Source organism: Microcoleus sp. FACHB-68, from assembly GCF_014695715.1.
Taxonomy (GTDB): Bacteria; Cyanobacteriota; Cyanobacteriia; order Cyanobacteriales; family Oscillatoriaceae; genus FACHB-68.
The window spans coordinates 52,230-73,477 of sequence record NZ_JACJOT010000002.1 but is presented as its reverse complement, the minus strand read 5'-3'; the positions used below and the strand labels follow the sequence as shown (position 1 = coordinate 73,477).

The following is a 21,248-nucleotide window of genomic DNA, read 5'->3' as shown; positions in this document are numbered from 1 at the left end:
AACCGGCTGCTAACTAACAATTACTTTTCTAACTTTATGCCTGTACCCCTGGTTTCTGCGATTATCTGCACCCACAATCGAGACACCTATTTAGGCGCTGCTATTGATAGTTTACTGATGCAGGATTTCCCAGATTTTGAAGTAGTGGTTGTGGATAATGCGTCGAATGATCGTACCCAGGAAGTTGTCGCAGAACGACGTTCCCATCCGATTTTGAAATACGTTTATGAACCTGTACTTGGCCTTTCTGTGGCACGGAATACTGGCGCAAGCGTTGCTGCCGGCGAGATTTTAGCTTATCTCGATGATGATGCCATTGCCGGCCCTAACTGGTTAAGCGTGCTTTATTGCGCCTATCAAAGCAATGAAAAACTAGCCGTTGCCGGTGGGAAAGTCACCTTACTTTGGCCGGCTGCTGTGACTGCCCCCAATTGGCTTTCCCCAGGACTTGCGGGCAACTTAGGCGCTTACGATTTAGGAGATGATGTTATTTATATCAACAATCCAGGCATGACCCCAAGAGGGTTAAACTACTCAATTCGCCGGTCTTTTCTGGCGCAAATTGGCGGCTTCGATCTTAATCTTGGTCGCGTTGGCAAAAAGTTATTATCAAATGAAGAACTGCACATGACAGAACTCGCCCTACAGCAGGGTTGGCAAGTGGCCTATCTCCCTGATGCTTTAGTCGCTCACAATGTCGCACCTGATCGCATCAACCGTTCTTGGTTTTTGCAGCGAGGCTGGTGGCAGGGAATTAGCGAGTGCTATCGGGAACGGTTAGCCGGTTCTGCCGGTGTGCGCCAGCTAGGGCGTGGGGGGGAGCGATTTGTGCGAGGGCTGTACAAATCGTTGAAATACTTTAACGATCCAGCCCAACGCTTTGACAATATAGTGTATACCTACGGTCAGATTGGTTATTTAAGTGCCGCCATTCAAGGCTTGCTGTTCGCTCCCAAAGAGACTGAGCAGCCCTAACTTGAGTTTTGAGTTTGTAGAACAGGGTTACAGAACCCGCACTTGATATCAATATCTTAGTTAACCTGCCCGCACAGAGGTTTCAATTAAAGAAATAACTCCTAATCTATACCTGATAACTCATAACTCGTTATAACTGTCTATCATGACCATCCAACCTGCTAAAATTCCGGTATCGGTTCTCATTCCCGCCAAAAACGAAGAGATAAATCTGCCGGCTTGTCTGTCCAGCGTTGCTAGGGCGGATGAAGTGTTTCTGGTAGATTCTCAAAGCACGGATCGCACCTGCGAAATTGCCGAGGATTACGGGGCAAAAGTTGTCCAATTCTATTTTAATAATCGGTGGCCTAAGAAGAAAAACTGGTCACTGGAGAATTTGCAATTTCAAAATGATTGGGTACTCATCGTTGATTGTGATGAGCGCATTACGGAGGAACTGTGGGATGAAATTTCTCAGGCAATTCTCAACCAGAATTATAATGGTTATTATTTAAACCGGCGCGTGTTTTTTTTGGGAACCTGGATTCGCCACGGCGGTAAATATCCAGATTGGAACCTGCGTTTGTTTAAGCATGAAAAAGGACGTTATGAAAATTTAGGCACAGAAGAAGTTCCCAACACCGGCGATAATGAAGTTCACGAACACGTTATTTTAAAAGGCCAAGTTGGGTATTTGCAAAATGATATGATCCATGAGGATTTTCGAGACATTTATCAATGGATAGAACGACACAATCGTTACTCAAACTGGGAGGCTAGAGTTTATTTTAATTTGATAGCCGGTCAAGACGACTCTGGCACGATTGGGGCAAATTTTTTTGGAGATGCTGTGCAACGCAAGCGATTTCTCAAAAGAACGTGGGTGCGACTTCCTTTTAAACCGATCCTGCGGTTTATTGTATTTTATATTATTCAATTGGGTTTTTTGGATGGTCGAGCCGGCTACATTTATGCACGGCTGATCAGTCAGTATGAGTATCAAATCGGGATAAAACTTTATGAGTTACGCAAATTTGGAGGTCATTTAAATGTTGCATTACCATCGGCTGCTAAACAGAAATCCCTGCAAAACCCGGATTCTTAGAAAGTATGAAATAAGCATAAAAAATTCCAATATGTAAATTATAATTTGTTATTACTAATCTTTGCGATTGCTTTATAGAGGCATTTATTAGTTTTTTATTAGGTTTTTATGAATTCTGCGACTCCCGATCCGGAGACTGAAAATAATCCACCGGCAGCGTTAGAAAACTTGGATATAACACCGGATGCCGGTTTATCCAATCATGGGGAAGAATTCATGCCGGTGTTGGACGCACAACCGTGGGTAGATTTGCGTAAATACGACCAATCTTGGTTTGATCGAGGACGTCCCGGTTGGTTTATTTTGCTGTGGTGGTTTGTGCAAGCCGTCGTATTTCCCCTTACTCCTCACTTTTTACATGGGGTTCGCCGGCAGTTGTTACGCTTGTTTGGTGCTCGCATCGGTGTTGGTGTTTTAATTCGTCCAACTGCCCGATTTACCTATCCTTGGAAGCTGGAAATTGGTGATTTTAGTTGGATAGGAGATGATGTGGTTTTCTACAGTCTTGATCAGATCAAACTGGGTTCCCATTGTGTCATTTCCCAAGAATGTTATTTATGCACCGGCAGCCATAATATTCAAGATCCGGCTTTTGGTTTAATCACAGCACCGATCACAATTGGAAATGGCGTTTGGGTGGCAGCAGATTGTTTTATTGGTGCCGGCGTTCAAATTGGAGCAAATTCGGTGATTGGGGTTCGCAGCAGTGTGCTTAATCATCTGCCGGCGGGACAGGTTTGCTGGGGAAATCCTTGCAAGTCTCGGTATCCGAGAAAGATGAACAATTTGTCTCAGCTTTAACTCACGCTTAATTGAGGCTGATAGAGTGCCGGCAGGAAAAATTTTAGCCTAAGATTTGCTATCGATAAAATGGCTTAGGGATTATTCATTCATATTTCTGTAAGTTGCCACAGCAGAAGGCGAGATCCGATTGAGATACCGGAAGATCCAATACTTAAATACCGTATCCAAAATCACCGGAAACGTAGCAATAAACAAAAAGATAAATTGCCGATTCTCTGGCAATCCCAAATGCCGAGATATACCTTCTAAAATGACTTCCCAACCGTGCGGCGAGTGGAACCCTACGAAAATATCTGTAAATAAAATAATAATAAACGCTTTAGCACTATCACTCAACCCATATACAATATCGTCCATGAAAGATTTTAAAACAGCAATTTCTCGCTTGCTGTAAAAAATCACAACGCCAAAAGCAACAACCGACAGAAGATCGGAAAAAACATTTTTGATAGCACTAGCGCTTTCTTTGCGGTATTCTTCAGCGATTTCATGAGCTTTATCTCTGACTTCCTCTTCCATTTCTTCTTCAGAAATTGGTGGAATGACTCCAATTAACCTTTTAAATTTGAGGTGTTCTTCAAATTTCTGTAATTCAGAGAAAGCTTCTTCTTCCATATCAGTATTTAAGAAAACTTCAGCCGGCTGCTCGTCTCGGAATCGATCAATCAGTGGCCCGACAATAAAGTTTTTAGAAATTTGATGCGTTAGTAAGGGAATTAATAGTAGCAATAAAATAAACTTCATCGAAATGATAGTTTTGGTTTTAGAGCTGCGAAAATCCCTAACCACTTCTTCTTCAGCTTGCGGATCTAGCTGTCGCTTCAGCCGATCTAGCGTCCTTAAAATTGATCGGGGCAAGAAACTGGTTTTATCATTAATTGATTCCGACAATTTATCAGAATTAACATCATCAGCTAAAGGCTTGGCCAGATTTCTGCTACTGGTGCGGACTGTCGGAGAGAGGCTTTCAGGTGTAGGTGTTTCGTAAACAGCGACTAAAGAGGAGGAAGCAGAAGTAGAGGAGTTGGTAGTCGCAGACTTCACCGGCTTATAAGTATACTTAGCCAAAACCTCATCAATAAAATTCAGCTTTTCTAAAACAATCGCCGCTTGATCTTTAACTTCTTGTTCATGTAAATTATGGTATTCAACCGAGTAATCGTTTTTAGCTTTTGTCGTCTTTAAAGGAGAAAAACTTAAAACTGAGCGACTGGTATTAAAGGCTGCTAACTTTAGTTTTGCAAGATTTAAATATTTTGTTAACTCTCCCTGAAAATAAGTCATGATGCTGTCGCTGTAACGAGCAGATTCCGCAGAAATTTTTCTGCCATTAAAATGTTCATCTTCAATGGCCCTAATCATTAAAGCAGCATCATAAGCTTCATCCAAATTTCTATCGGGAGTCTCTGAAATCCACTTATTTGCAGAGCGTAAGTATCCTTTGATATTGTTAAGCTTAGGAATTTTCATGCCGGCAAAGTTTTGAGAGTTTGTGAACTTGGATAAATTAAAATTACAGTAGGCGGCTAGCGGTTGGGCAGTCAATGGGTACACGGGCACTGAAATTAGGGCCGTCTGCCGCTTTAACCGGGTCAGGAGTTGGCCAAACAGCGCCTACCAGGAAAAATGAAATCGATCAAGTTGTGTCTTAGTTTGTAGTATAACGGTGATGCGATTTCAACCCCCATCAGATGCATCGAAAGTGGAGGGCAGTCGAGGTTAACCGATGAAGCGGGAGCAAAAGAAAGCTGTGCAAGCTGATTCCATTTGGATTACCGGCCCGACTCGCACGGGCAAAACGACACGCCTAGTTGAGCATTTGTGCCGGTGGGTGCAGGGAAAAACAGGAGAGAGGGGGAGAAAATCGCCCAATTCCCACAAAATCCAAAATCCAAAAATCGAGAATCCCCCGTTGCCCACCTCGCCGGCAGTGCTCGTCTTTGCCGCCAATGGCTGGGTGGAACTGGCTGATCGCATCGCAACCGCCACCCAAAGCGCATACCCCGCGCAAACCACAACACCCCTGCGTTTCTTTCGAGATGAAGTCATTTTATTTTGGCCCTTATTAATCCGGCAATTAAACCTGAGAGCACAATTTCCCCTACGACTGCGGCCAGAAACCGAACAGGAATTGGCCACCCAACTCTGGCGTCCTGAGTTAGACGCAGGAATTCTCAGGCAGGAGGGGGTAAGCGAATCTCGCATCGTTCGCCGGACTTTGGACTTACTGCAGCTAGCAGCCGCTAGCGGGACGCCGGTTGAAGACGTTCCTCGCATCTTGGAAGCAGGAATGCTTGAGGAATGGGAAATGGAAAATGGCAACGCGTTGCAAAATCCAACATCCAAAATCTACCCGTACATGGGAGAGTTGCTGCTGCGCTGGCGCGGTTGGTGCCTAGAAAGAGGGTTGCTGACCTACGGGATTATTTGCGAACTCTACTGGCGTCATCTGCTGCCAGATGCCACTTACCAGCAGCACTTAACGCGGCGCTATGGGGCAGTCATGGCGGATGATGTGGATGAGTACCCGGCGATTGCGCGTTACCTGTTCGATTTTTTGCTGGATCAGGGAACGTGGGGGGCTTTTACTTGCAATCCCAACGGTGCAGTGAGGTTGGGATTGGATGCTGACCCAGATTTTTTAACCGGCCTCTCCTCACGCTGTCAAGTGGAAACCTTAACCCAGCAGGCTGTAGATTCTCTGGGAAGCAGCCTGGGTCAGCCGGCAGTGGAGTTGGTTCTCAGTACCTTCACCCTTCCTCCTTCCGCCTTTATTTTTCCAGAATCGGTGCGCTCGATTCAAACGATCTCCCGTGCTCAACTGTTGCGAGAAACTGCCGAAGTCATTATTGAAGGGGTCAAAACCCAGCAAGTACAACCTCAAGACATTGCGGTGATCACCCCAGGCTTGGATGCCATCGCTCGCTATAGCTTAATTGAAATTCTCAACAGCCAGGGAATTGCGGTAGAATCGCTCAACGAGCAACGACCTCTGGCCAGTTCACCAACGGTTCGGGCATTGCTAACGCTTTTGGGGCTAGTTTATCCGGGTTTAGGGCGCTTGGTTGATCGAGATTGCGTTGCCGAAATGCTAGTGATTTTGAGCCGGCAGCCGGCAGGCGTTGTTGATCAAGAAGGCATACCGGAGAATATTCCCACTTCACTATTCAGTGTTCAATCTTCATTTTCTACGAACATTGACCCAGTGCGGGCCGGCTTGTTGGTGGATCACTGTTTTTACCCAGATTTAGAGCAACCCCGCCTGCTGCCGGTGACAGCGTTTCCCCGGTGGGATCGGCTAGGATACCGCGCCACCAATGCTTACCAAGAAATTTTGCAATGGCTGGAAATGCAAAAATCTCAGTTAGCACAACGTCTAATTCCGGGGCCGGTTTCGGTTCTTGATCGCGCAATTCAGGAATTTTTGTGGAGAGGCAGCAATCTCCCCTACGATCAGCTAACGGCCTTGCGGGAACTGATTGACATCGCTCAACATTACTGGCAAGTTGATGGCCGGTTGCGGCAAATTCAACCCAACAAACGGTTAACGCTTTATGAGACAGTTGGGGAGTTTATTCAACTACTGCGTCGCGGCACAATCTCCGCAAATCCTTACCGGCTTTCATTGTGGCCACCGGGCGGGGCTATTACACTGGGTACAATCTTTCAGTATCGTTTCAATCGCCGCGCTCATCGCTGGCACTTTTGGTTGGATGCCGGTTCGCCTCTGTGGCTGAGTAGTGGGGAGGCGCTGCGATTTGGTGCGCCATTGTTTCTCAAAGATTGGCCAGAACGCCCTTGGACAGCAGAAGATGGCATTCAGGCGGATGAGAGCCGGTTGCAGCGAATTTTGTTAGATTTGCTCTCTCGTGCCGGTGAGCGTCTGTTTCTGTGTCACAGTGAACTCGCGGTTAATGGCCAAGAACAAACCGGGCCGGTGCTATCGTTGGTCAATGCTTGCGTGCCTTTAAATGCAGAGATTGCACTTACTTAAAACTCAGCCACGTTTGAATCTCTTGCGCTAACCAAGCGCACTCAACTTCACTCAATTGCCGGCCAAATAAATATTTTATTGGGCCTTCTCCTCTCAAAAAAACTTTTGTACCGCCCTTGCTCACTTCGCAGCCGGCATACAATATGTCTGAAAGTCTCCCCTTTTTCCAAAATACTGTCTTTCCCCACCACAGCCATTCTATTATAAAAAATTTACTGTCAGGCTGAAAGGCAACCCGTGTAGATTCAAAAAAATTGCGGATTGTTGACACAATTAGTGCCACCGACAAGCCCGGTAATATTAATATGAACGGCCAAAACTTAGCAATAATTAATAAGGTATCTACGAAGTAAACACAAAAACCTATCCAGATTAAGAAGAATAATAAAGTCACAAAAAAGTTTACTAAATGTAACCCAGCCATCTTGCGTGCCGGCATGATAATTTCTAGATTTCCTGAAGACTTACTTACCATGACCCAAGTCTGCCTGGGTTTGCGAAGATTAGGGGACAGGAGTTTGGGCAGCACTTCTATCTGTGGGGTGTTAATTGCCTTACGCACTTTTAGCGCCTCCAGGACTTCGCGGGCTGAGGAAAACCGTTTTTCTAAAGCCGGCTCTGTAAGTTGTTCTAACCAATCAACAAAACTCGGATTAACCGTCACCTTATCCTTAAATTGAATGCGTAAATCCTTCTGCGGTAAATCAGCGGGTGCTGTGCCGGTTAGTAAATGAATTAAAGTCGCACCTAAAGCATAAAGATCCGATGCCGGTACCGCACGCCCTCCAAATTGTTCTAGCGGTGCATAACCATACGTTCCCACAACCGTAAACGTTGCCCCCTCTGCCGCCGCCCGATCTTGCACCGCGCCAAAATCGACTAAATAAATTTGATTATCTTCCCCCCAAATTAAATTACTCGGTTTAATATCTCGATGTAGTAAAGCCGGATTTAACTCATGCAAATAAATCAGAATATTTAATACTTCTATCGCCAGTTTTCTAACTTCCTGAGCGCTAAATTTTCTTCCTTGCGTGAGTTTGTCTTTCAGAGATGATCCAGGGATATATTCTTGCACCAGTCCAAACCATAGGGTTCGATCATCTATCGAAAAATAATCCCTGTATTTGGGAATTCGGGGATGATTTAACTGTTTGAGAACTTGTGCTTCCCGCTCAAATAATTTAAGGTCATCCCAGTGAACATCGCCGCCAAATGTTAGCAGTTTAACAACAACAAGCTCTTTGGTTTCTGTCACTAAATCTTCGGCTAGCCAAGTTTGACGACCGGCATTGTGTCCTAACTTTTTTTTAAGCTGATAACGCTCGTGTAATACTTGTTCAGCTTGCAGCATGATCTCACCCGTCCTCTAAGATTTTTGTTGAGCTTTCTGTAGCCCTAACTTTTTTAGCTTTCTCTAGTATTCCCAAAAACATGGAAAAATTTAACTTACATCGGCCTCGATAAATAAGCTCTTAAGAATAATTTTAATTTTTTACTTTTTTAAAAGGATTTTATAGTCGGTTTAACTCACATTCAATCGCTATGTATGGGCAATCTTCTTTACGCCCATACATAGGTTTCGCAGTGAATTGAAAATCAGTATCTAACTCTCCCTACTTTATGTTTTAAAATAAATTAGTCATAATAAAATAAGCCGCGCCCCAAAGTATCAGCGTAATGGGAAGACCCATCATGATGCCGGCAATTGCCCAGCCTCTTTGATGAGCTTTAAAATGCTCAATGCTGCGCCATTTTCTGCTTTTCCACGCCCATTCATTACCCTTAGCGCCCAGGGCAATTGCCATCAAGAAACCAACATTAGGAACCCACGCCAAAAGTCCAATTCCAACGCGATTACTTAAAGGCCAAAAACCGGACAATAAAAATGCTCCCCAATTCCAACCTTTAATTTCATCTGGCACCGGCACTGAGGAATAAAATAAGCCACCGCAACCCGAATTGTTCTCGATTTCCGGTGAGACTCTCGGCAGCACTTCGATTTTTGGGGTGGTAGGTACTTTGGGGACTTTTAGCGCTTCTAGTGCTTCGCGGGCTGAGCTAAATCGTTTTTCTAAAGCCGGCTCAGTGAGTTGCTCTAACCAAGTTAAAAAGTTAGAATTCAGGCTAACTTTATCTTTAAATTGAATGCGTAAATCCTTTTGAGGTAAATCTGCGGGTGCGGTGCCGCTTAGTAAATGAATTAAAGTCGCGCCTAAAGCATAAAGATCCGATGCCGGCACCGCACGTCCTCCAAATTGTTCTAGGGGCGCATAGCCATAACTTCCCACAACAGTAAACGTTGCCCCTTCTGCCGCCGCCCGATCTTGCACTGCGCCAAAATCTACTAAATAAACCTGATTATTTTCACCACAAATTAAATTGCTGGGTTTGATATCTCGATGAAGCAATGCCGGACTAAGCTGATGCAAATAAGTCAGAATATTTAGAACTTCTAAAGCAATTTTACGAATTTCTTGAGGGCTAAACTTTTTCCCTTTATCTAGCCGTTCTTTAAGAGATGCTCCCGGAATATATTCCTGCACCAACCCAAACCACAGCGTTCGATCATCTATTGAAAAATAATCCCGGTATTTCGGTATCTTGGGATGATTTAACTGTTTGAGAACCTGGGCTTCCCGCTCAAACAATTTGAGGTCATCCCATTGAACATCGCCGCCAAATGCTAGCAGTTTAACAACCACCGGCTCTTTAATTGGTGTTGCTAAATCCTCAGCCAGCCAAGTTTGACGACCAGCATTATTCCCTAACTTGTGTTTGAGCTGATAGCGCTCACTTAAGACTTGTTCGGCTTGCAGCATAGTTTCGCAATTCCTTCAGCCTCAATTTAGTTGAATTAATCCTGATGAAGTAAACGGATGTTAGTTTTTTACCTCCGTTGTACCAGGGCTACAGAGTCTGTCCCCATTAGTAGCAATGATGGGGGGCGGCGATTGAGTTTTGCCGACAGAATTTGCTTCACACAAAATAGCTTGGGTCGTCATTTTTGTAACACCTTGCTCCACAGCCTTTACTTGGAAGACACCGCCAACATAGCTTTTGAGATTATTCTTCCGGGCTATCGCATAGTTGAACGAAGCATTGGCAGTTTTACGCGTTGAATATTCGTAATTTTCTGTTTGAGTTTTTATGCCCAGTCCTAATTTATCAACTGACTCAGAAAAGCTATTATTTTCCCAATAATAGGCTTGCTGAGCGCGGTTCATGGAACCAATTCTTTCTCTTGCTGAAGGACGAGGCTGAGATGTTTTATAGATCAGGAAAGCCGGCACAATCATGCTAGTTATTCCAACGAGCAACAATTGGAGAGCAGCTAAACTTCCTAAACGAAGATAACTCACTGAATTTTTAGGGCTGCGGAGCGAGTTAGTTCCCCTAAATTCATCTGAGAATCGGCCTGTTTTAAGAGCGTTTAGGGCTTGACGGGCTGTGCTAAAACGTTGTTCTAAAGCTGGATTGGTCAGTGTTTCAATCCAACGACAAAATGTAGGATTAAGGTTTACAACATCGCTAAATTGAATGCGTAAATCCTTCTGCGGTAAATCAGCGGGTGCTGTGCCGGTTAATAAATGAATTAAAGTGGCACCTAACGCATAAAGATCCGATGCCGGCACTGCACGTCCCCAAAATTGCTCCATTGGTGCATAGCCGCCGGTGCCTACTACTGTAAAAGTCACACCTTCTGCGGTGGCTTTGTCTTGCACAGCACCAAAATCGACAAGATAAATTTTACCGTTTTTGCCTAAAATTAAATTGCTGGGTTTGATATCACGATGAAGAACCGGCGGACTCAATTCATGCAAGTAAATCAGAATTTCTAGAATGCCGGTGGCATAGGAACGTACCTGAAATTCTGTAAACTGTTTTCCCTCATCTAAAAGCTGTTTTAATGACTTGCCAGGAATATATTCTTGCACTAAGCCAAACCAAGGCAAACCAGCTCCGGTGTTTTCATCAACAGCAAAATAATCGAGATACTGGGGAATTCGAGGATGATGAAGCTGTTTTAAGACTTTAGCTTCTCTTTCAAACAGCTTGACTTCGTCCCACTGCATCTGAGGGCTAAATGCCAGTAACTTAACAATCACCGGCTCCTTTAATTCTAAATCTTCTGCTAGCCAAGTCTGACGGTTGGCATTGTGTCCTAATTGTTGTTTAAGTTGATAGCGTTTCTGGAGAACCTGATTTTTTTGCAGCATAATAAATGAATTTCAGTGATTAGGTATCAAGGCGAAATAAATTTTTCCTTTTTGCTGTTTCAACCCTCGCTTCACGCTTGCCTCTCTTTGGCTTGCTGAACCCACTCTTCAACTTCTTGAGCTAGCCAAAGCACTTCAGGTTTACTCAAATGCTTTCCAAATAAATATTGTTCGTTCTGGGTTTCAATGATAACTCCTTGAGAGGGAATGGCTGTAATCTTTTTAATCTCTGAAATTTTCCCTCTCTCCGACCGATTTTTGCCAAAGCCGAACAGTTGCTCCTCGATTTTAAATTGATTTTTATAAAAATCCAGCTCTTGCTGCCCCCAGTAGGTTAACAATGTGGTATTAAAATCATTTTGTAAGTTCGCAATTTCTTGAGTAGTGTCTATCCAGACTTTTACGGCAAATAAAATTGGTAAAGCAACTAAGCATGATAAAGTAATAGAAAATAAACCAGAAGCAAATAAAGAAATTAAACCAAAAAATACCAGAAAACCGAGAAGTAGCTGAAAGGGGAGAAACCCGACAGTCAGAATTAATTGAAACAAGATTTTGATGAGGCCATAAAATGACAGGGCCGATTTAGGAATTTGAACGCCTAAATGAAGGGAAGATTTGCTCAGCTTCACACGGCTGCCGGCAGGTTGAGGAATCGTTGGCAGAGGTAGGTGCAGAGATTTTCCAGTTTTAAGCGCTTCTAATGCTTGGCTAGCCGTGCTAAATCGTCGGTTTAAATCGGGTTGAGTCAGGGTTTCAATCCAGCTAATAAAAGTGGAATTGAGGCTAACGCGATCTCGAAATTGAATGCGTAAATTATTTTGGGGTAAGTCAGCAGGTGCGGTGCCGGTGAGCAAATGAATTAAAGTGGCACCTAGGGCATAAAGATCCGATGCCGGCACCGCACGTCCCCAAAACTGTTCTAGAGGCGCATAGCCGGCACTTCCCACAACCGTAAACGTGACACCTTCGGCAGCAACGGGATCTTGCACAGCCCCAAAATCTACCAGATAAATTTGCTTGTCCTTTCCCCAGATCAGGTTGCTGGGTTTGATATCCCGATGAAGTACCGGCGGATTTAATTCATGCAAGTAAATCAAAATCTCTAAGATGCCGGTGGCAATTGAGCGCACTTGAGACTCGGTAAAGCGCTCACCCCGATCTAAAATCTGTTGCAAGGAAGAACCAGGGATATAGTCGTGTACCAGTGCAAACCAATGTAAGCCGGCTCCCATCTCCTTGTCTATGGAAAAATAGTCACGATATTGGGGAATTTTGACATGATTTAGCTGCTTAAGAACTTGGGCTTCCCGTTCAAATAGTTTCAGTTCCTCCCACTGCATCTGCGGACTAAACGCCAGCAATTTAACAATGACGGGCGCAGCGTTAAGAGATGCCTCTGAAGATGGGGCGTTTAAATCCTTTGCCAGCCAAGTTTGACGACCGGCATTGTGTCCTAATTGCCGATGCAGTTGATAGCGTCCCTGTAAGATTTGTTGTGCTTGCAACATTTTGTGCCTATTCCCGGCAGCGATCTATACTTTAATCTACCCTTCCCCAGCCGTGGCGTCCTTAAAATTTTGCTAAAATTTTTTGTTGAGTCATTGTGGCTGATGCTGCCGGCTTTGCGGCGGTCTTGGTAAACAAGTTGTCACAGTTGCCGGTTCTTAATAAAACTCTGGTTAAAATAAAGCTTGTTCGGTGCGTTTTAGTCAAAGCATAGTGGAACCCGCCCGGATTCTCTCAACAGGAGGTCTAAAAAGTTGCAAATAGCACTCCTGGTTAAGGCTGAATCTCCCTCCAACTCCCTTTCTAGGGGTAATCGAGGGACTGATTCTTCTGGTGCCTCCTCTAAGCTTTGCTGCTAAAAATCCGGCAGGATCAACCACTAAAAAACTTACTTACTTTTTCTGGAAATAGGTTAAATTATGCAGCTCACTCCCTCTCAAGTCGCTAATATAGAGAACTTTTTACAAAAAACCAGAGATGATATTTATCCAGAACCGCCGAGTCCGGAACATACTCGATTAACTTATAAACTGTTTGATTTTTGTTTGAAGAGAATTAATTTACCGACCCAAGCCAAAATTTTAGATGTGGGGTGCGGCCAAGGAATTGCTTTAGAAATGTTCAAAGAAAAAGGATATCTACCTGTCGGAATTACCTTGGGTCAAGAAGACATTAATGCCTGCCGTACCAATGGATACGAAGTTTACGAAATGGATCAATCTTTTTTAGAATTTGGGGATGCTGAGTTTGACTTTCTTTGGTGCCGGCACTGTATCGAACACAGCATTTTTCCTTATTACACCTTATCTGAATTCTATCGCGTCTTAAAACCTGAAGGTTATCTCTATATTGAAGTACCGGCACCCGATACCGTTGCGAACCACCAAAGGAACCAAAATCATTACAGCGTTTTCGGAAAAAGTATGTGGGAGCAATTAATCATACGTGCAGGGTTTCAAATAATTGAAAATGCCGACATTAAATTTCCTCTTAGAGTCAGAGTAAGAGCAACAGGTGAAATTATAGAAGGTATTGATAATTACTGGGCATTTATTAGCAAAAAATCCAACTAAAGTTAGAAAAAAAACAGAGCCGGCAGTCAGAATTTAGGTCTGACTGCCGGCGTTTACTTATTTCCAATTTTCCCAAGAGCGGTTGAAAATTGAAGTATCTGGAAAAGCAACCGGATTGCCATTCAACTGAAGGCGCTGTTGCAGTGCGTACAGCGTCGGATCAAAGATTGGAATTCGCTCGACCAGCTTGTAAGGCATGAGTCCCTTTTCCAAGGCAAAATCAGCCGTGACACCGGCAGCCGCGCCGGCAGACCATTCAAAAGAATGCACCCGATAAGCCGCTGCCGCAATGTGACTGGTGGCAATACTTTTACCCGCAACCAGCATATTGTCAATTTTCTGGGGAATCATTGCCCGCAGAGGAATTTGGAACGGATAAGCCGTGCCGGCACCTCGACGCTCACCCTCACGTTCTGTATTGCCCGGAGCTTCTGGAGGGCTTTGCGTCATGCAAGGGTGGAAGTCGATGGCATAGTGACCAATTCCCACAGAGTCAGGGAAAATACTCGAACGCGTTCTCGGCTTCGCTTCCTCAACCGGCTTTTTATCTGTAATGATATATGGCGCATCTAAGCCGGCAAGGGCTGTCCACAAGTTGCGATACTCTTCTGGCAGCAAATTCAGCCGATAGTAATCTTCCCGGTAATCCTTGCGAGAAATATCTACTTCCGACACCATAAAACCTTGAGGATGTGCCAAACTAGGCCGGCCAATAATTCGGCGTCCTTCTCGCATATAAGGATATTTAGATAAACCATGCGCCGTTCCCATCGGGGAATTTAAACCCGATAGAAAACGGTTATTTGGATGCGGTTTTTTGACTCCATCTCCCAGTTGGGAATCAGTCGTTCCTTCCACCAACCAGTAAAAGTAACCTAGGGCGTTTTCTTCACCCTTCTGCAAACTTTCCGTTCGCAGTCCACCCAACCATCCTCCAGGTTCCAACTGGCCGCTTTCTTCGAGTTGGTTGCGGGTGTAGATAAGATTATCTACCTCGTTTCCGGGCCGGTAATCGTTGCCCCATGTCCAGTTTTGCATGGAAATATCACCGGCATCGATGGGGAAATCTTTCGGGTTTGGCGGTTGTTTGCGATCAGGGTTGGTGCTGGAAATGCGCCGGTAGGTGAAAACGAGGGGAAAACTGGCTAAGCGGGGCAATTCATAGCTGTAATAGGGGGCATATTGTGAGTAAAAAGCCGGCTCTTTATGCTCTTGGGGCTTCTCTGTGGCTTGCATTGCAAAGGTATAGGTGAAGCCTTGGGTGCAGAAGGGATCACCCTCTGCGCTAGAGGAAGAAGGTTCTAAGGCAGAACGAGGATCGATACCCACCCGATAGGGAACGTCTGCAAGGGCAATCAATTCGCCGGTTTCAGTGGCGTCTACAACGTACCACGGAGCAGGACTTGGGGATTTCGATTTAGAATTAGTGGCTGCTGGAACGAAGCGGATAATAGTTTTATCAAACCGGCGCGAATTCTCGTAACGATAGGCATCTTCAATCGTTTGAGAAAGCGGTTCTGTATTGAGTGGCGCAGTACCGGCAGCCGGTTCGTGTTGAATCGCAACTGCGCCCGTAATTAAGTTGCCAGAGGCGTTCGTTTGCACCTCTTTAACAACAGTATTGGGATACCATTTCAGCTTGCCTTTTCCCCGTTTGGCAGCGTCTTTAAGCAAACCAAATAGCAGTTCGTGACCGTCGGAAGGCAAAAAACATGATTCACTCACCCAACAAGCACCGGGATTGAGTCTGCCATATTCGTTCTTGATTCGCTGTCTAAATTCCAAATAGCCGCGAGGATAATATAGCTGTTGCCGCTGTGTCGGGCGTTCATCGAGTGCAGAGGTGCCTTGGGCAGAAATTTGGCCCCCCACCCAGTCGGTGATTTCGGTGAGGCAAACGGTTCTGCCGGCAAGTAAACCTTCGTAAGCGGTAGCAGCGCCGGCTAGTCCGCCGCCGGTGACTAAAATTTCACAGGTTTCTTCTTTATCTGGGCTTCTGGGGGGTGCGGTTGTGCCGGCGGGGATAAAGGATACCAGCCAAGTCAAGCCTAGGGTTAAGCTAATCAGTGATTGTCTTTTGGTAATGCTCTGTGATCGCTGCATGGTAGAAAATCTGTTTGTTGCGTACATCCAGGTTGAGACAAGGTTTATCGCGTCTGTAGCAGACGCTACCTGCACCCAAAAAATCATTCTGTACTATTCGGGCATCTTTTTGTACGTTCAGGGTAATTAAACGGCGCAATTGCTTTTGTTAAACTTCAGGCCGGCTCTACAAACGGTCTTTTTTTCAAGCTAGACTCTCTGACTTTAGCCAAACCTTTGAGATGCCGGCCTAAATCACTAAACGTCAAAACAAAACCATCCTTTTTTTTCTAAAAATGAAGATTTAAATCTTGCAATCAATATTTTAATTGCAAAGTGTGTTTGCTACAATAAAATCCGATGCGTAACTCAAAATATTATCTTTTTAAAAAATAAGATAGATTTTTTTAATCATTTTTAAATTCTATTTTTTTATGCTTGGCGACTGAGTTGATTTGGGTTATAAAATCAACCGTTTAGTCTCAAATTTTTGTTTTCAAATTATAAAATCTTAGGGAAAACAGCTTAGTAAATTTATTAAATTATCTTGTCGTCAAGTTAGATTAAGAAAAATATAAATTTCATGAATAACAACCGAGAAAACGGGAACGCTAATTCTACAAGTCTTCAGACTGAAGAGAAGCAGTAGGGGGATTTATGGGCAGCGCGACAATTAATCTTTTGGGCTACAGCATAATTGAGCAGATATACTCAGAAACTCGAACTTTGGTTTATCGGGGTAGGCGGGAAATAGATCGGCAACCAGTCGTGATCAAAGTGCTTCGCAATGAGTTTCCCCTCTTTAATGAACTGGTTCACTTCCGCAATTAGTTTATCATTGGCAAAAATCTCGATCTTCCTGGCATCATCAAGACCTACAGCCTGGAAAGGTACTATAACAGCTACGCTTTGATTCTGGAAGACTTTGGCGGCATTTCTTTGTATAGCTACCTTACTTCTATTGGAGAAGCAAGCCAGCAAGCCGCTGAAACTTCTGGCTTACCCATACCCTTATTTCTCTCCATCGCGGTTCAAGTTGCCCATACTCTTGACGGATTGTGCCGGCATCGTGTCATTCACAAAGACCTAAAACCCGCCAATATTGTAATTAATCCGATCCGATGGACTTGGTACACTGTCACCTTGCTAAGCAGCCTATCCCAGTTCATCACCTCAATAAAAGCGTGCCGTTTGTATTGTCAGAAATTGTTAGCCAACTGATGGCAAAGAATGCTGAAAATCGCTATCAAAGTGCGCTAGGACTTAAATATGACTTGGAAATTTGTTTATCCCAATGGAAAGATGCCGGTGAAATAGCTAACTTTGATTTGGCAACACGAGATTTGTGCGATCGCTTCATCATCCCAGAAAAGTTGTACGGTCGAGAAAACGAAGTGTTAGCCTTGCTAGCGGCATTTGAGCGTGTTAGTGCAGGAAGCGCAGAAATGATGCTCGTTGCCGGTTTCTCAGGCATTGGCAAAACCGCTGTCGTCAACGAAGTTCGCAAACCAATTGTGAGACAGCGAGGTTACTTCATTAAAGGCAAGTTCGACCAATTCCAGCGCAACCTTCCCTTCAGTGCTTTTGTACAAGCTTTTCGAGATTTGATGGTGCAATTGCTGAGCGAAACTCACGCTAAAGTTGAGCAGTGGAAAACTAAAATTTTGGCAGCATTGGGGGAGAATGCTCAAGTAGTTATTGACGTACTCTATGGGTAGAGACTTGGCGGAAATGGAGCGGGAGACAGAAAACTTTGCTCGCGCTATTCATGAGATTCGTCAGGGAAACGCACTCAATTTCGTGAAAATTTTTCGGCAGGCTGTTTTGAACTTGCGAGGCAAGACCGATAATCCCTGCCGTCTGGTTGGGGAAGCTTATGATGAAGACATCATGATACCGCAGCATCAAGCTAATAACGTGCAGTATGCGATTTGTAGCGTTTATCTCAACAAGTTGATTCTTGGTTATTTGTTTAAAAACTATCAACAAGCGCTGGAAAATGCCGTGTTAGCAGAGCAATATTCGGATGCTATAACCGCAGGGCTTCAGTATTCGCTGATTTATTTTTACGGTTCTCTAACGTACTTAGCGGTGTATGCAGAGGCTGATGCGGAAAAACAAGCTTTACTGCTCGAAAAAGTAGCATTAAATCAGGCAAAAAGCAAGCGATGGGCAGAGTATGCCCTGATGAATCACTTGCATAAGTTCTATTTGGTCGAGGCGGAGCGCCATCGCGTTTTAGGGCAGCAAGTTGAGGCGATGGATTTTTATGATCGCGCCATCACTCTGGCTAAAGAAAACAAATACCTCAATGAAGAAGCTTTGGCAAATGAGCTGGCTGCAAAATTTTATTTACAATGGGGTAAAGAAAAAATTGCTCAACTTTATCTAATTGATGCCTACTATGCCTACTCCCGTTGGGGGGCTAAAGCGAAGATTGACGACTTAGAACGACGCTATTCTCAACTGCTTGCTGTTATTTTGCAACAAAATCAAGTTCATTTGTTCGAGGCCGGCACTACTTCCATTAGCACCTCATCTTCTATCAAGAACCAAACAATTGCAGGGAATACGAGTACCACAGTAATAGATGTATCAACGGTTATCAAAGCTTCTCAAGTTCTCTATAGTGAAATCCAGATCGACCAGTTGCTCACTACTCTCATGCAAGTGGTGGCGAAAAATGCCGGCGCTCAAACAGGAGTCTTGATTTTAAATGAAGAGGCAAGCTGGAAAATCGCTGTCCACTGTCCCAATCGTCAAGGCTGTTTTCTGCAAGATATCACGAAATTAATAATCCCGTCGGCTTCCTTTTAGGAAACCTACAACCGGCTCAAGATTACCTGCGAGATTTATTTAACCTGAGCGACCTGTATCAAGAGAAGTTTCCTGATCCAGGAGCAGAAATTGAAGCTGAAATTGAGGCGATTGACTTGGAGTATTTGCGAGAGGATCTCCCCAAACTAATTAACTCCATGAATGAGGGTGTGGATCGTATTCGTAACATCAGTACGAGTCTGAGAACTTTTTCGAGGGCAGATAGTGATCGTCCCGTTCCTTTTAATATTCACGACGGAATTGACAGCACTCTCTTAATTCTCAAGCATCGATTAAAAGCAAGTGAGCGCCGGCCTGCTATTGAAGTCGTGAAAGAGTATGGAAACTTGCCCCTCGTGAAGTGCTTCCCCGGACAGTTGAATCAGGTATTTATGAATATGTTGGCGAATGCCATTGATGCTTTAGAAGATTCAAATAAGAGACGTAGTTTTAAGGAAATTAAAAATTTTCCTAATTGTATTACGATTCAAACGGTTCAAGACAAAGAAAGCGAACGGGTTGTGATTACAATTAAGGATAATGGCGGGGGAATGTCGGATGAAGTGAAGCAAAAAATCTTCTATCATTTATTTACAACAAAGCCGGTGGGTGAAGGAACCGGCTTAGGGCTATCGATTGCCCGTCAAATTGTTTTGGAGAAACATGGAGGAGCATTGGAAGTAAATTCTTCCCTAGGGTATGGTTCCGAGTTGATTATTTCTATTCCGCTTAAGGGATAAAATTATCGGATTTACAAACATCAGCAGCGCCTAAGAGTGCTTTACCCTGCAGCCGACAAATTTATCTAATGATGCCGGTGAACGCTTGGAATCAAATTGCCATCACCTGACGATATTATCCATGCTCAATACTAATCACCGGCATCTGGATCTATGCCAAGCGCTCTTAATTGCGCCGCTAATCTTTCAGCGCGTTGTTCTGCTTGCACAATGCGTTCTTCTGGCGTTAGAAATCTCGTTTCTTGCTGATCGTACCAATACAGCCATTCCCGTGTGATTCCTTGATAGGTTCCCCGGTCTGCACCAATTCCTAAACCAATTTCTGGCAACCAAACGGGATTACCTTGTTGTAATACATATTGCCCATCTACTAAAAAATAGACTTATAAAGGCGGTTTCTTACGCCGGCGGGGGTTATAAACCACATAGTAGGGCACTTCCATTTCAGCATAGAATTCTTTCTTTTTGCTGTATTCCCCCCGGCGTTTATGGGAGATGACTTCTAAGACTAAAGTTGGAACGCGATTTTCTTCCCAGAGTAGATAACTCAGGCGCAAGTCTTCATGAAAAAAACGCTCAACTCCTATGCTAAGAAAACCATCGGGTACGATTGCCGGTTCACTGGGTTGGTAGTAAATTCCCATGCCAACGCCAAAGAAGCAATCCCAGCGGTTGGCCCACAGCAAGGCTAGGATCGCTTTGAGCAAACCTGGAATTAAATCTTGTAGTTCATTATCCACCGGCGTATCGTCTGAGTCTGGCAGGTCTTCGGAGGAGGGTAAGCAATCTAGCGGGTTGTACTTAAACATGATTGAAGTAGGGACAACTCACAATTGCTATGGTAACTGTCTATAATTGTTTTATTGCAAGAATTGTTTTTTTAAACCGCAGATGCACGCAGATAAACGCAGATGTTTTTGAGAGATGAGTGAATAGGTTTTTGCAGGATTTGGAGTTTTTTATATGAACCACAGATTCCGCAGATGAAACTGGAATGTGCTTTGCTCGTCATAGGAGTTCCACCTACGTCCACAGATAAACACAGATGGTTTATCAAGGTTGTTTGCTTTTGCCAAGGATTTGATGTTGGGATAGAGAGGATTGACAGGAAAAGTTTTATTTTAAGCTTGGTAAGGTTGTAGTTTTTTAAGAAATAACAATGCGGGAAAATCAACTGAAAAGAAAGCTAAAGCAGGGTGAATTTGCTTTGGGTTTATTTGTTAATTGTGCGTATCCGGCGTTTATGGAAATTTGTGGGCACGCCGGCTTTGATTTTGCGATTATTGATATGGAACATGGCCCATTGCACACGCTGGGTGCGGAGGATCTTTGCCGCGCTGCAGATTGTGTGGGACTTGCGCCGGTGATTCGGATTCGCAAAAATGATGGGCCGCAAATTCAACGGGCACTCGATATCGGAAGCGCCGGCATCCAAGTGCCTCAAATTGAAACGAAGGCGGATGCAGAAGCGGTTGTGCGGGGTGCGAAATATTCTCCGATTGGTTCGCGGGGTCTTTCTTTCAACACGCGCGCCGGCAACTATACGGCGGCGGGGACGAATATCACCGATCAGCTGAATGAGGAATCTTTGGTTGTGGTTCATGTTGAAGGGACTCGCGGTGTGGAAAACCTGGAAGAAATTGTTAGCGTTCCCCACATTGATGTAATTTTTCTCGGCCCTTACGATTTATCGCAGTCCCTAGGAATTCCCGGACAGGTGCGCGATCCGCGTGTAATTGAGCTGATGAAAAGTGCGGTACAAACCATTCGGGATGCCGGAAAAGCTGCCGGCACTTTTGCGGATAATCCGGAAACTGCTAAGCAATGGCGTGATGCCGGTGTTCAATATGTGGCGCTTGGGGTTGATGTTGCTATCTTTTTGCGGGCGTGTGAGGCATTAGTAAAAGCGGTCAGGAGTTAATGTAGTGACCTTGATGCCGGTAAAGTAGC

At 44.4% G+C, this 21,248-nt stretch carries 19 protein-coding genes; 11 read left to right on the top strand and 8 right to left on the bottom strand.

The window, feature by feature from the left end; genetic code table 11:
* Positions 1–36 precede the first annotated feature (36 nt).
* From H6F73_RS01880 to hpsU, 3 genes are all read left to right on the top strand, one after another.
* Positions 37–975 (top strand): glycosyltransferase family 2 protein, encoded by a 939-nt coding sequence (locus H6F73_RS01880; protein ID WP_190757140.1) that lies wholly within the window; start codon positions 37–39, stop codon positions 973–975.
* 145 nt (positions 976–1,120) lie between these two features.
* Positions 1,121–2,059 carry a glycosyltransferase family 2 protein gene (locus tag H6F73_RS01875; protein WP_190757139.1) on the top strand — a complete coding sequence of 313 codons (939 nt, stop codon included), beginning with the start codon at positions 1,121–1,123 and terminating at the stop codon, positions 2,057–2,059.
* Between the two features lie 216 nt (positions 2,060–2,275).
* Positions 2,276–2,860 (top strand): hormogonium polysaccharide biosynthesis acetyltransferase HpsU, encoded by a 585-nt coding sequence (gene hpsU, locus H6F73_RS01870; protein ID WP_190757253.1) that lies wholly within the window; start codon positions 2,276–2,278, stop codon positions 2,858–2,860.
* An 81-nt stretch (positions 2,861–2,941) separates the two neighbouring features.
* Here the strand turns inward: hpsU and H6F73_RS01865 are convergent, their stop codons facing one another.
* Positions 2,942–4,333 (bottom strand): proton extrusion protein PcxA, encoded by a 1,392-nt coding sequence (locus H6F73_RS01865; RefSeq protein WP_190757252.1) that lies wholly within the window; start codon positions 4,331–4,333, stop codon positions 2,942–2,944.
* A 256-nt stretch (positions 4,334–4,589) separates the two neighbouring features.
* Between H6F73_RS01865 and H6F73_RS01860 the strand changes: the two genes are divergently transcribed.
* Positions 4,590–6,857: a recombinase family protein gene (locus H6F73_RS01860; protein ID WP_190757138.1), complete on the top strand. Its 2,268-nt coding sequence runs from the start codon at positions 4,590–4,592 to the stop codon at positions 6,855–6,857.
* On the opposite strand, the gene H6F73_RS01855 is transcribed toward H6F73_RS01860, so the two are convergent.
* The 4 genes from H6F73_RS01855 to H6F73_RS01840 all read right to left on the bottom strand — a co-directional run bounded on the left by H6F73_RS01855 (position 6,850) and on the right by H6F73_RS01840 (position 12,588).
* On the bottom strand, positions 6,850–8,211 hold the full coding sequence (locus H6F73_RS01855) for a serine/threonine-protein kinase (protein ID WP_190757137.1): 1,362 nt from the start codon (positions 8,209–8,211) through the stop codon (positions 6,850–6,852). The two genes, H6F73_RS01860 and H6F73_RS01855, sit on opposite strands and share 8 nt — an antisense overlap.
* A gap of 274 nt (positions 8,212–8,485) precedes the next feature.
* Positions 8,486–9,679, bottom strand: a complete 1,194-nt coding sequence (locus H6F73_RS01850; protein WP_190757136.1) for a serine/threonine-protein kinase — start codon at positions 9,677–9,679, stop codon at positions 8,486–8,488.
* Between the two features lie 60 nt (positions 9,680–9,739).
* The gene (locus H6F73_RS01845; RefSeq protein WP_190757135.1) at positions 9,740–11,077 is read right to left on the bottom strand and encodes a type IV pilin-like G/H family protein; all 1,338 of its coding nucleotides are present in this window, start codon (positions 11,075–11,077) and stop codon (positions 9,740–9,742) included.
* Positions 11,078–11,148: 71 nt separating this feature from the next.
* Entirely contained in the window at positions 11,149–12,588 is a 1,440-nt protein-coding gene (locus tag H6F73_RS01840) for a serine/threonine-protein kinase (protein WP_190757134.1), read from the bottom strand.
* Positions 12,589–13,005: 417 nt separating this feature from the next.
* Between H6F73_RS01840 and H6F73_RS01835 the strand changes: the two genes are divergently transcribed.
* Entirely contained in the window at positions 13,006–13,659 is a 654-nt protein-coding gene (locus tag H6F73_RS01835; RefSeq protein ID WP_190757133.1) for a class I SAM-dependent methyltransferase, read from the top strand.
* A 57-nt stretch (positions 13,660–13,716) separates the two neighbouring features.
* On the opposite strand, the gene H6F73_RS01830 is transcribed toward H6F73_RS01835, so the two are convergent.
* Positions 13,717–15,762, bottom strand: a complete 2,046-nt coding sequence (locus H6F73_RS01830) for an FAD-dependent oxidoreductase (RefSeq protein ID WP_190757132.1) — start codon at positions 15,760–15,762, stop codon at positions 13,717–13,719.
* Positions 15,763–16,398: 636 nt separating this feature from the next.
* On the opposite strand from H6F73_RS01830, the gene H6F73_RS27200 reads away from it, so the two are divergent.
* The 5 genes from H6F73_RS27200 to H6F73_RS27180 all read left to right on the top strand — a co-directional run bounded on the left by H6F73_RS27200 (position 16,399) and on the right by H6F73_RS27180 (position 19,298).
* A complete protein-coding gene (locus H6F73_RS27200; protein ID WP_347239455.1) occupies positions 16,399–16,572 on the top strand; it encodes a hypothetical protein in 174 nt (57 codons plus the stop codon).
* 3 nt (positions 16,573–16,575) lie between these two features.
* Positions 16,576–16,962 (top strand): protein kinase, encoded by a 387-nt coding sequence (locus tag H6F73_RS27195; protein ID WP_347239458.1) that lies wholly within the window; start codon positions 16,576–16,578, stop codon positions 16,960–16,962.
* A complete protein-coding gene (locus tag H6F73_RS27190; RefSeq protein ID WP_347239454.1) occupies positions 16,962–17,459 on the top strand; it encodes an AAA family ATPase in 498 nt (165 codons plus the stop codon). The genes H6F73_RS27195 and H6F73_RS27190 overlap by 1 nt, the downstream gene beginning before the upstream one ends.
* A complete protein-coding gene (locus tag H6F73_RS27185) occupies positions 17,452–18,558 on the top strand; it encodes a hypothetical protein (RefSeq protein ID WP_347239453.1) in 1,107 nt (368 codons plus the stop codon). Before H6F73_RS27190 ends, H6F73_RS27185 begins: the two co-directional genes overlap by 8 nt.
* 116 nt (positions 18,559–18,674) lie before the next feature.
* Complete coding sequence (locus tag H6F73_RS27180; protein WP_347239452.1) at positions 18,675–19,298, top strand: ATP-binding protein; 624 nt, start codon at positions 18,675–18,677, stop codon at positions 19,296–19,298.
* A 131-nt stretch (positions 19,299–19,429) separates the two neighbouring features.
* Here the strand turns inward: H6F73_RS27180 and H6F73_RS27175 are convergent, their stop codons facing one another.
* Together H6F73_RS27175 and H6F73_RS27170 are read right to left on the bottom strand one after the other, a co-directional pair.
* Entirely contained in the window at positions 19,430–19,627 is a 198-nt protein-coding gene (locus tag H6F73_RS27175; protein WP_347239451.1) for a hypothetical protein, read from the bottom strand.
* A gap of 54 nt (positions 19,628–19,681) precedes the next feature.
* Complete coding sequence (locus H6F73_RS27170; RefSeq protein ID WP_347239450.1) at positions 19,682–20,107, bottom strand: Uma2 family endonuclease; 426 nt, start codon at positions 20,105–20,107, stop codon at positions 19,682–19,684.
* A gap of 350 nt (positions 20,108–20,457) precedes the next feature.
* Here H6F73_RS27170 and H6F73_RS01810 point away from each other — a divergent pair, with 350 nt between their 5' ends.
* A complete protein-coding gene (locus tag H6F73_RS01810) occupies positions 20,458–21,219 on the top strand; it encodes an aldolase/citrate lyase family protein (protein WP_190757131.1) in 762 nt (253 codons plus the stop codon).
* The last annotated feature ends 29 nt before the right edge of the window (positions 21,220–21,248 follow it).

Bases quoted from the DNA above. Each gene is read 5' to 3' on its own strand.
- H6F73_RS27185 (WP_347239453.1), top strand. From the start codon at position 17,452: ATGGGTAGAGACTTGGCGGAAATGGAGCGGGAGACAGAAAACTTTGCT.
- H6F73_RS01860 (WP_190757138.1), top strand. From the start codon at position 4,590: ATGAAGCGGGAGCAAAAGAAAGCTGTGCAAGCTGATTCCATTTGGATT.
- H6F73_RS01840 (WP_190757134.1), bottom strand. From the start codon at position 12,588: ATGTTGCAAGCACAACAAATCTTACAGGGACGCTATCAACTGCATCGG.
- H6F73_RS01855 (WP_190757137.1), bottom strand. From the start codon at position 8,211: ATGCTGCAAGCTGAACAAGTATTACACGAGCGTTATCAGCTTAAAAAA.
- H6F73_RS27190 (WP_347239454.1), top strand. From the start codon at position 16,962: ATGGCAAAGAATGCTGAAAATCGCTATCAAAGTGCGCTAGGACTTAAA.
- H6F73_RS01850 (WP_190757136.1), bottom strand. From the start codon at position 9,679: ATGCTGCAAGCCGAACAAGTCTTAAGTGAGCGCTATCAGCTCAAACAC.
- H6F73_RS01830 (WP_190757132.1), bottom strand. From the start codon at position 15,762: ATGCAGCGATCACAGAGCATTACCAAAAGACAATCACTGATTAGCTTA.
- H6F73_RS01810 (WP_190757131.1), top strand. From the start codon at position 20,458: ATGCGGGAAAATCAACTGAAAAGAAAGCTAAAGCAGGGTGAATTTGCT.
- H6F73_RS01875 (WP_190757139.1), top strand. From the start codon at position 1,121: ATGACCATCCAACCTGCTAAAATTCCGGTATCGGTTCTCATTCCCGCC.
- hpsU (WP_190757253.1), top strand. From the start codon at position 2,276: ATGCCGGTGTTGGACGCACAACCGTGGGTAGATTTGCGTAAATACGAC.
- H6F73_RS01845 (WP_190757135.1), bottom strand. From the start codon at position 11,077: ATGCTGCAAAAAAATCAGGTTCTCCAGAAACGCTATCAACTTAAACAA.
- H6F73_RS27170 (WP_347239450.1), bottom strand. From the start codon at position 20,107: ATGTTTAAGTACAACCCGCTAGATTGCTTACCCTCCTCCGAAGACCTG.
- H6F73_RS27200 (WP_347239455.1), top strand. From the start codon at position 16,399: ATGGGCAGCGCGACAATTAATCTTTTGGGCTACAGCATAATTGAGCAG.
- H6F73_RS01835 (WP_190757133.1), top strand. From the start codon at position 13,006: ATGCAGCTCACTCCCTCTCAAGTCGCTAATATAGAGAACTTTTTACAA.
- H6F73_RS01880 (WP_190757140.1), top strand. From the start codon at position 37: ATGCCTGTACCCCTGGTTTCTGCGATTATCTGCACCCACAATCGAGAC.
- H6F73_RS01865 (WP_190757252.1), bottom strand. From the start codon at position 4,333: ATGAAAATTCCTAAGCTTAACAATATCAAAGGATACTTACGCTCTGCA.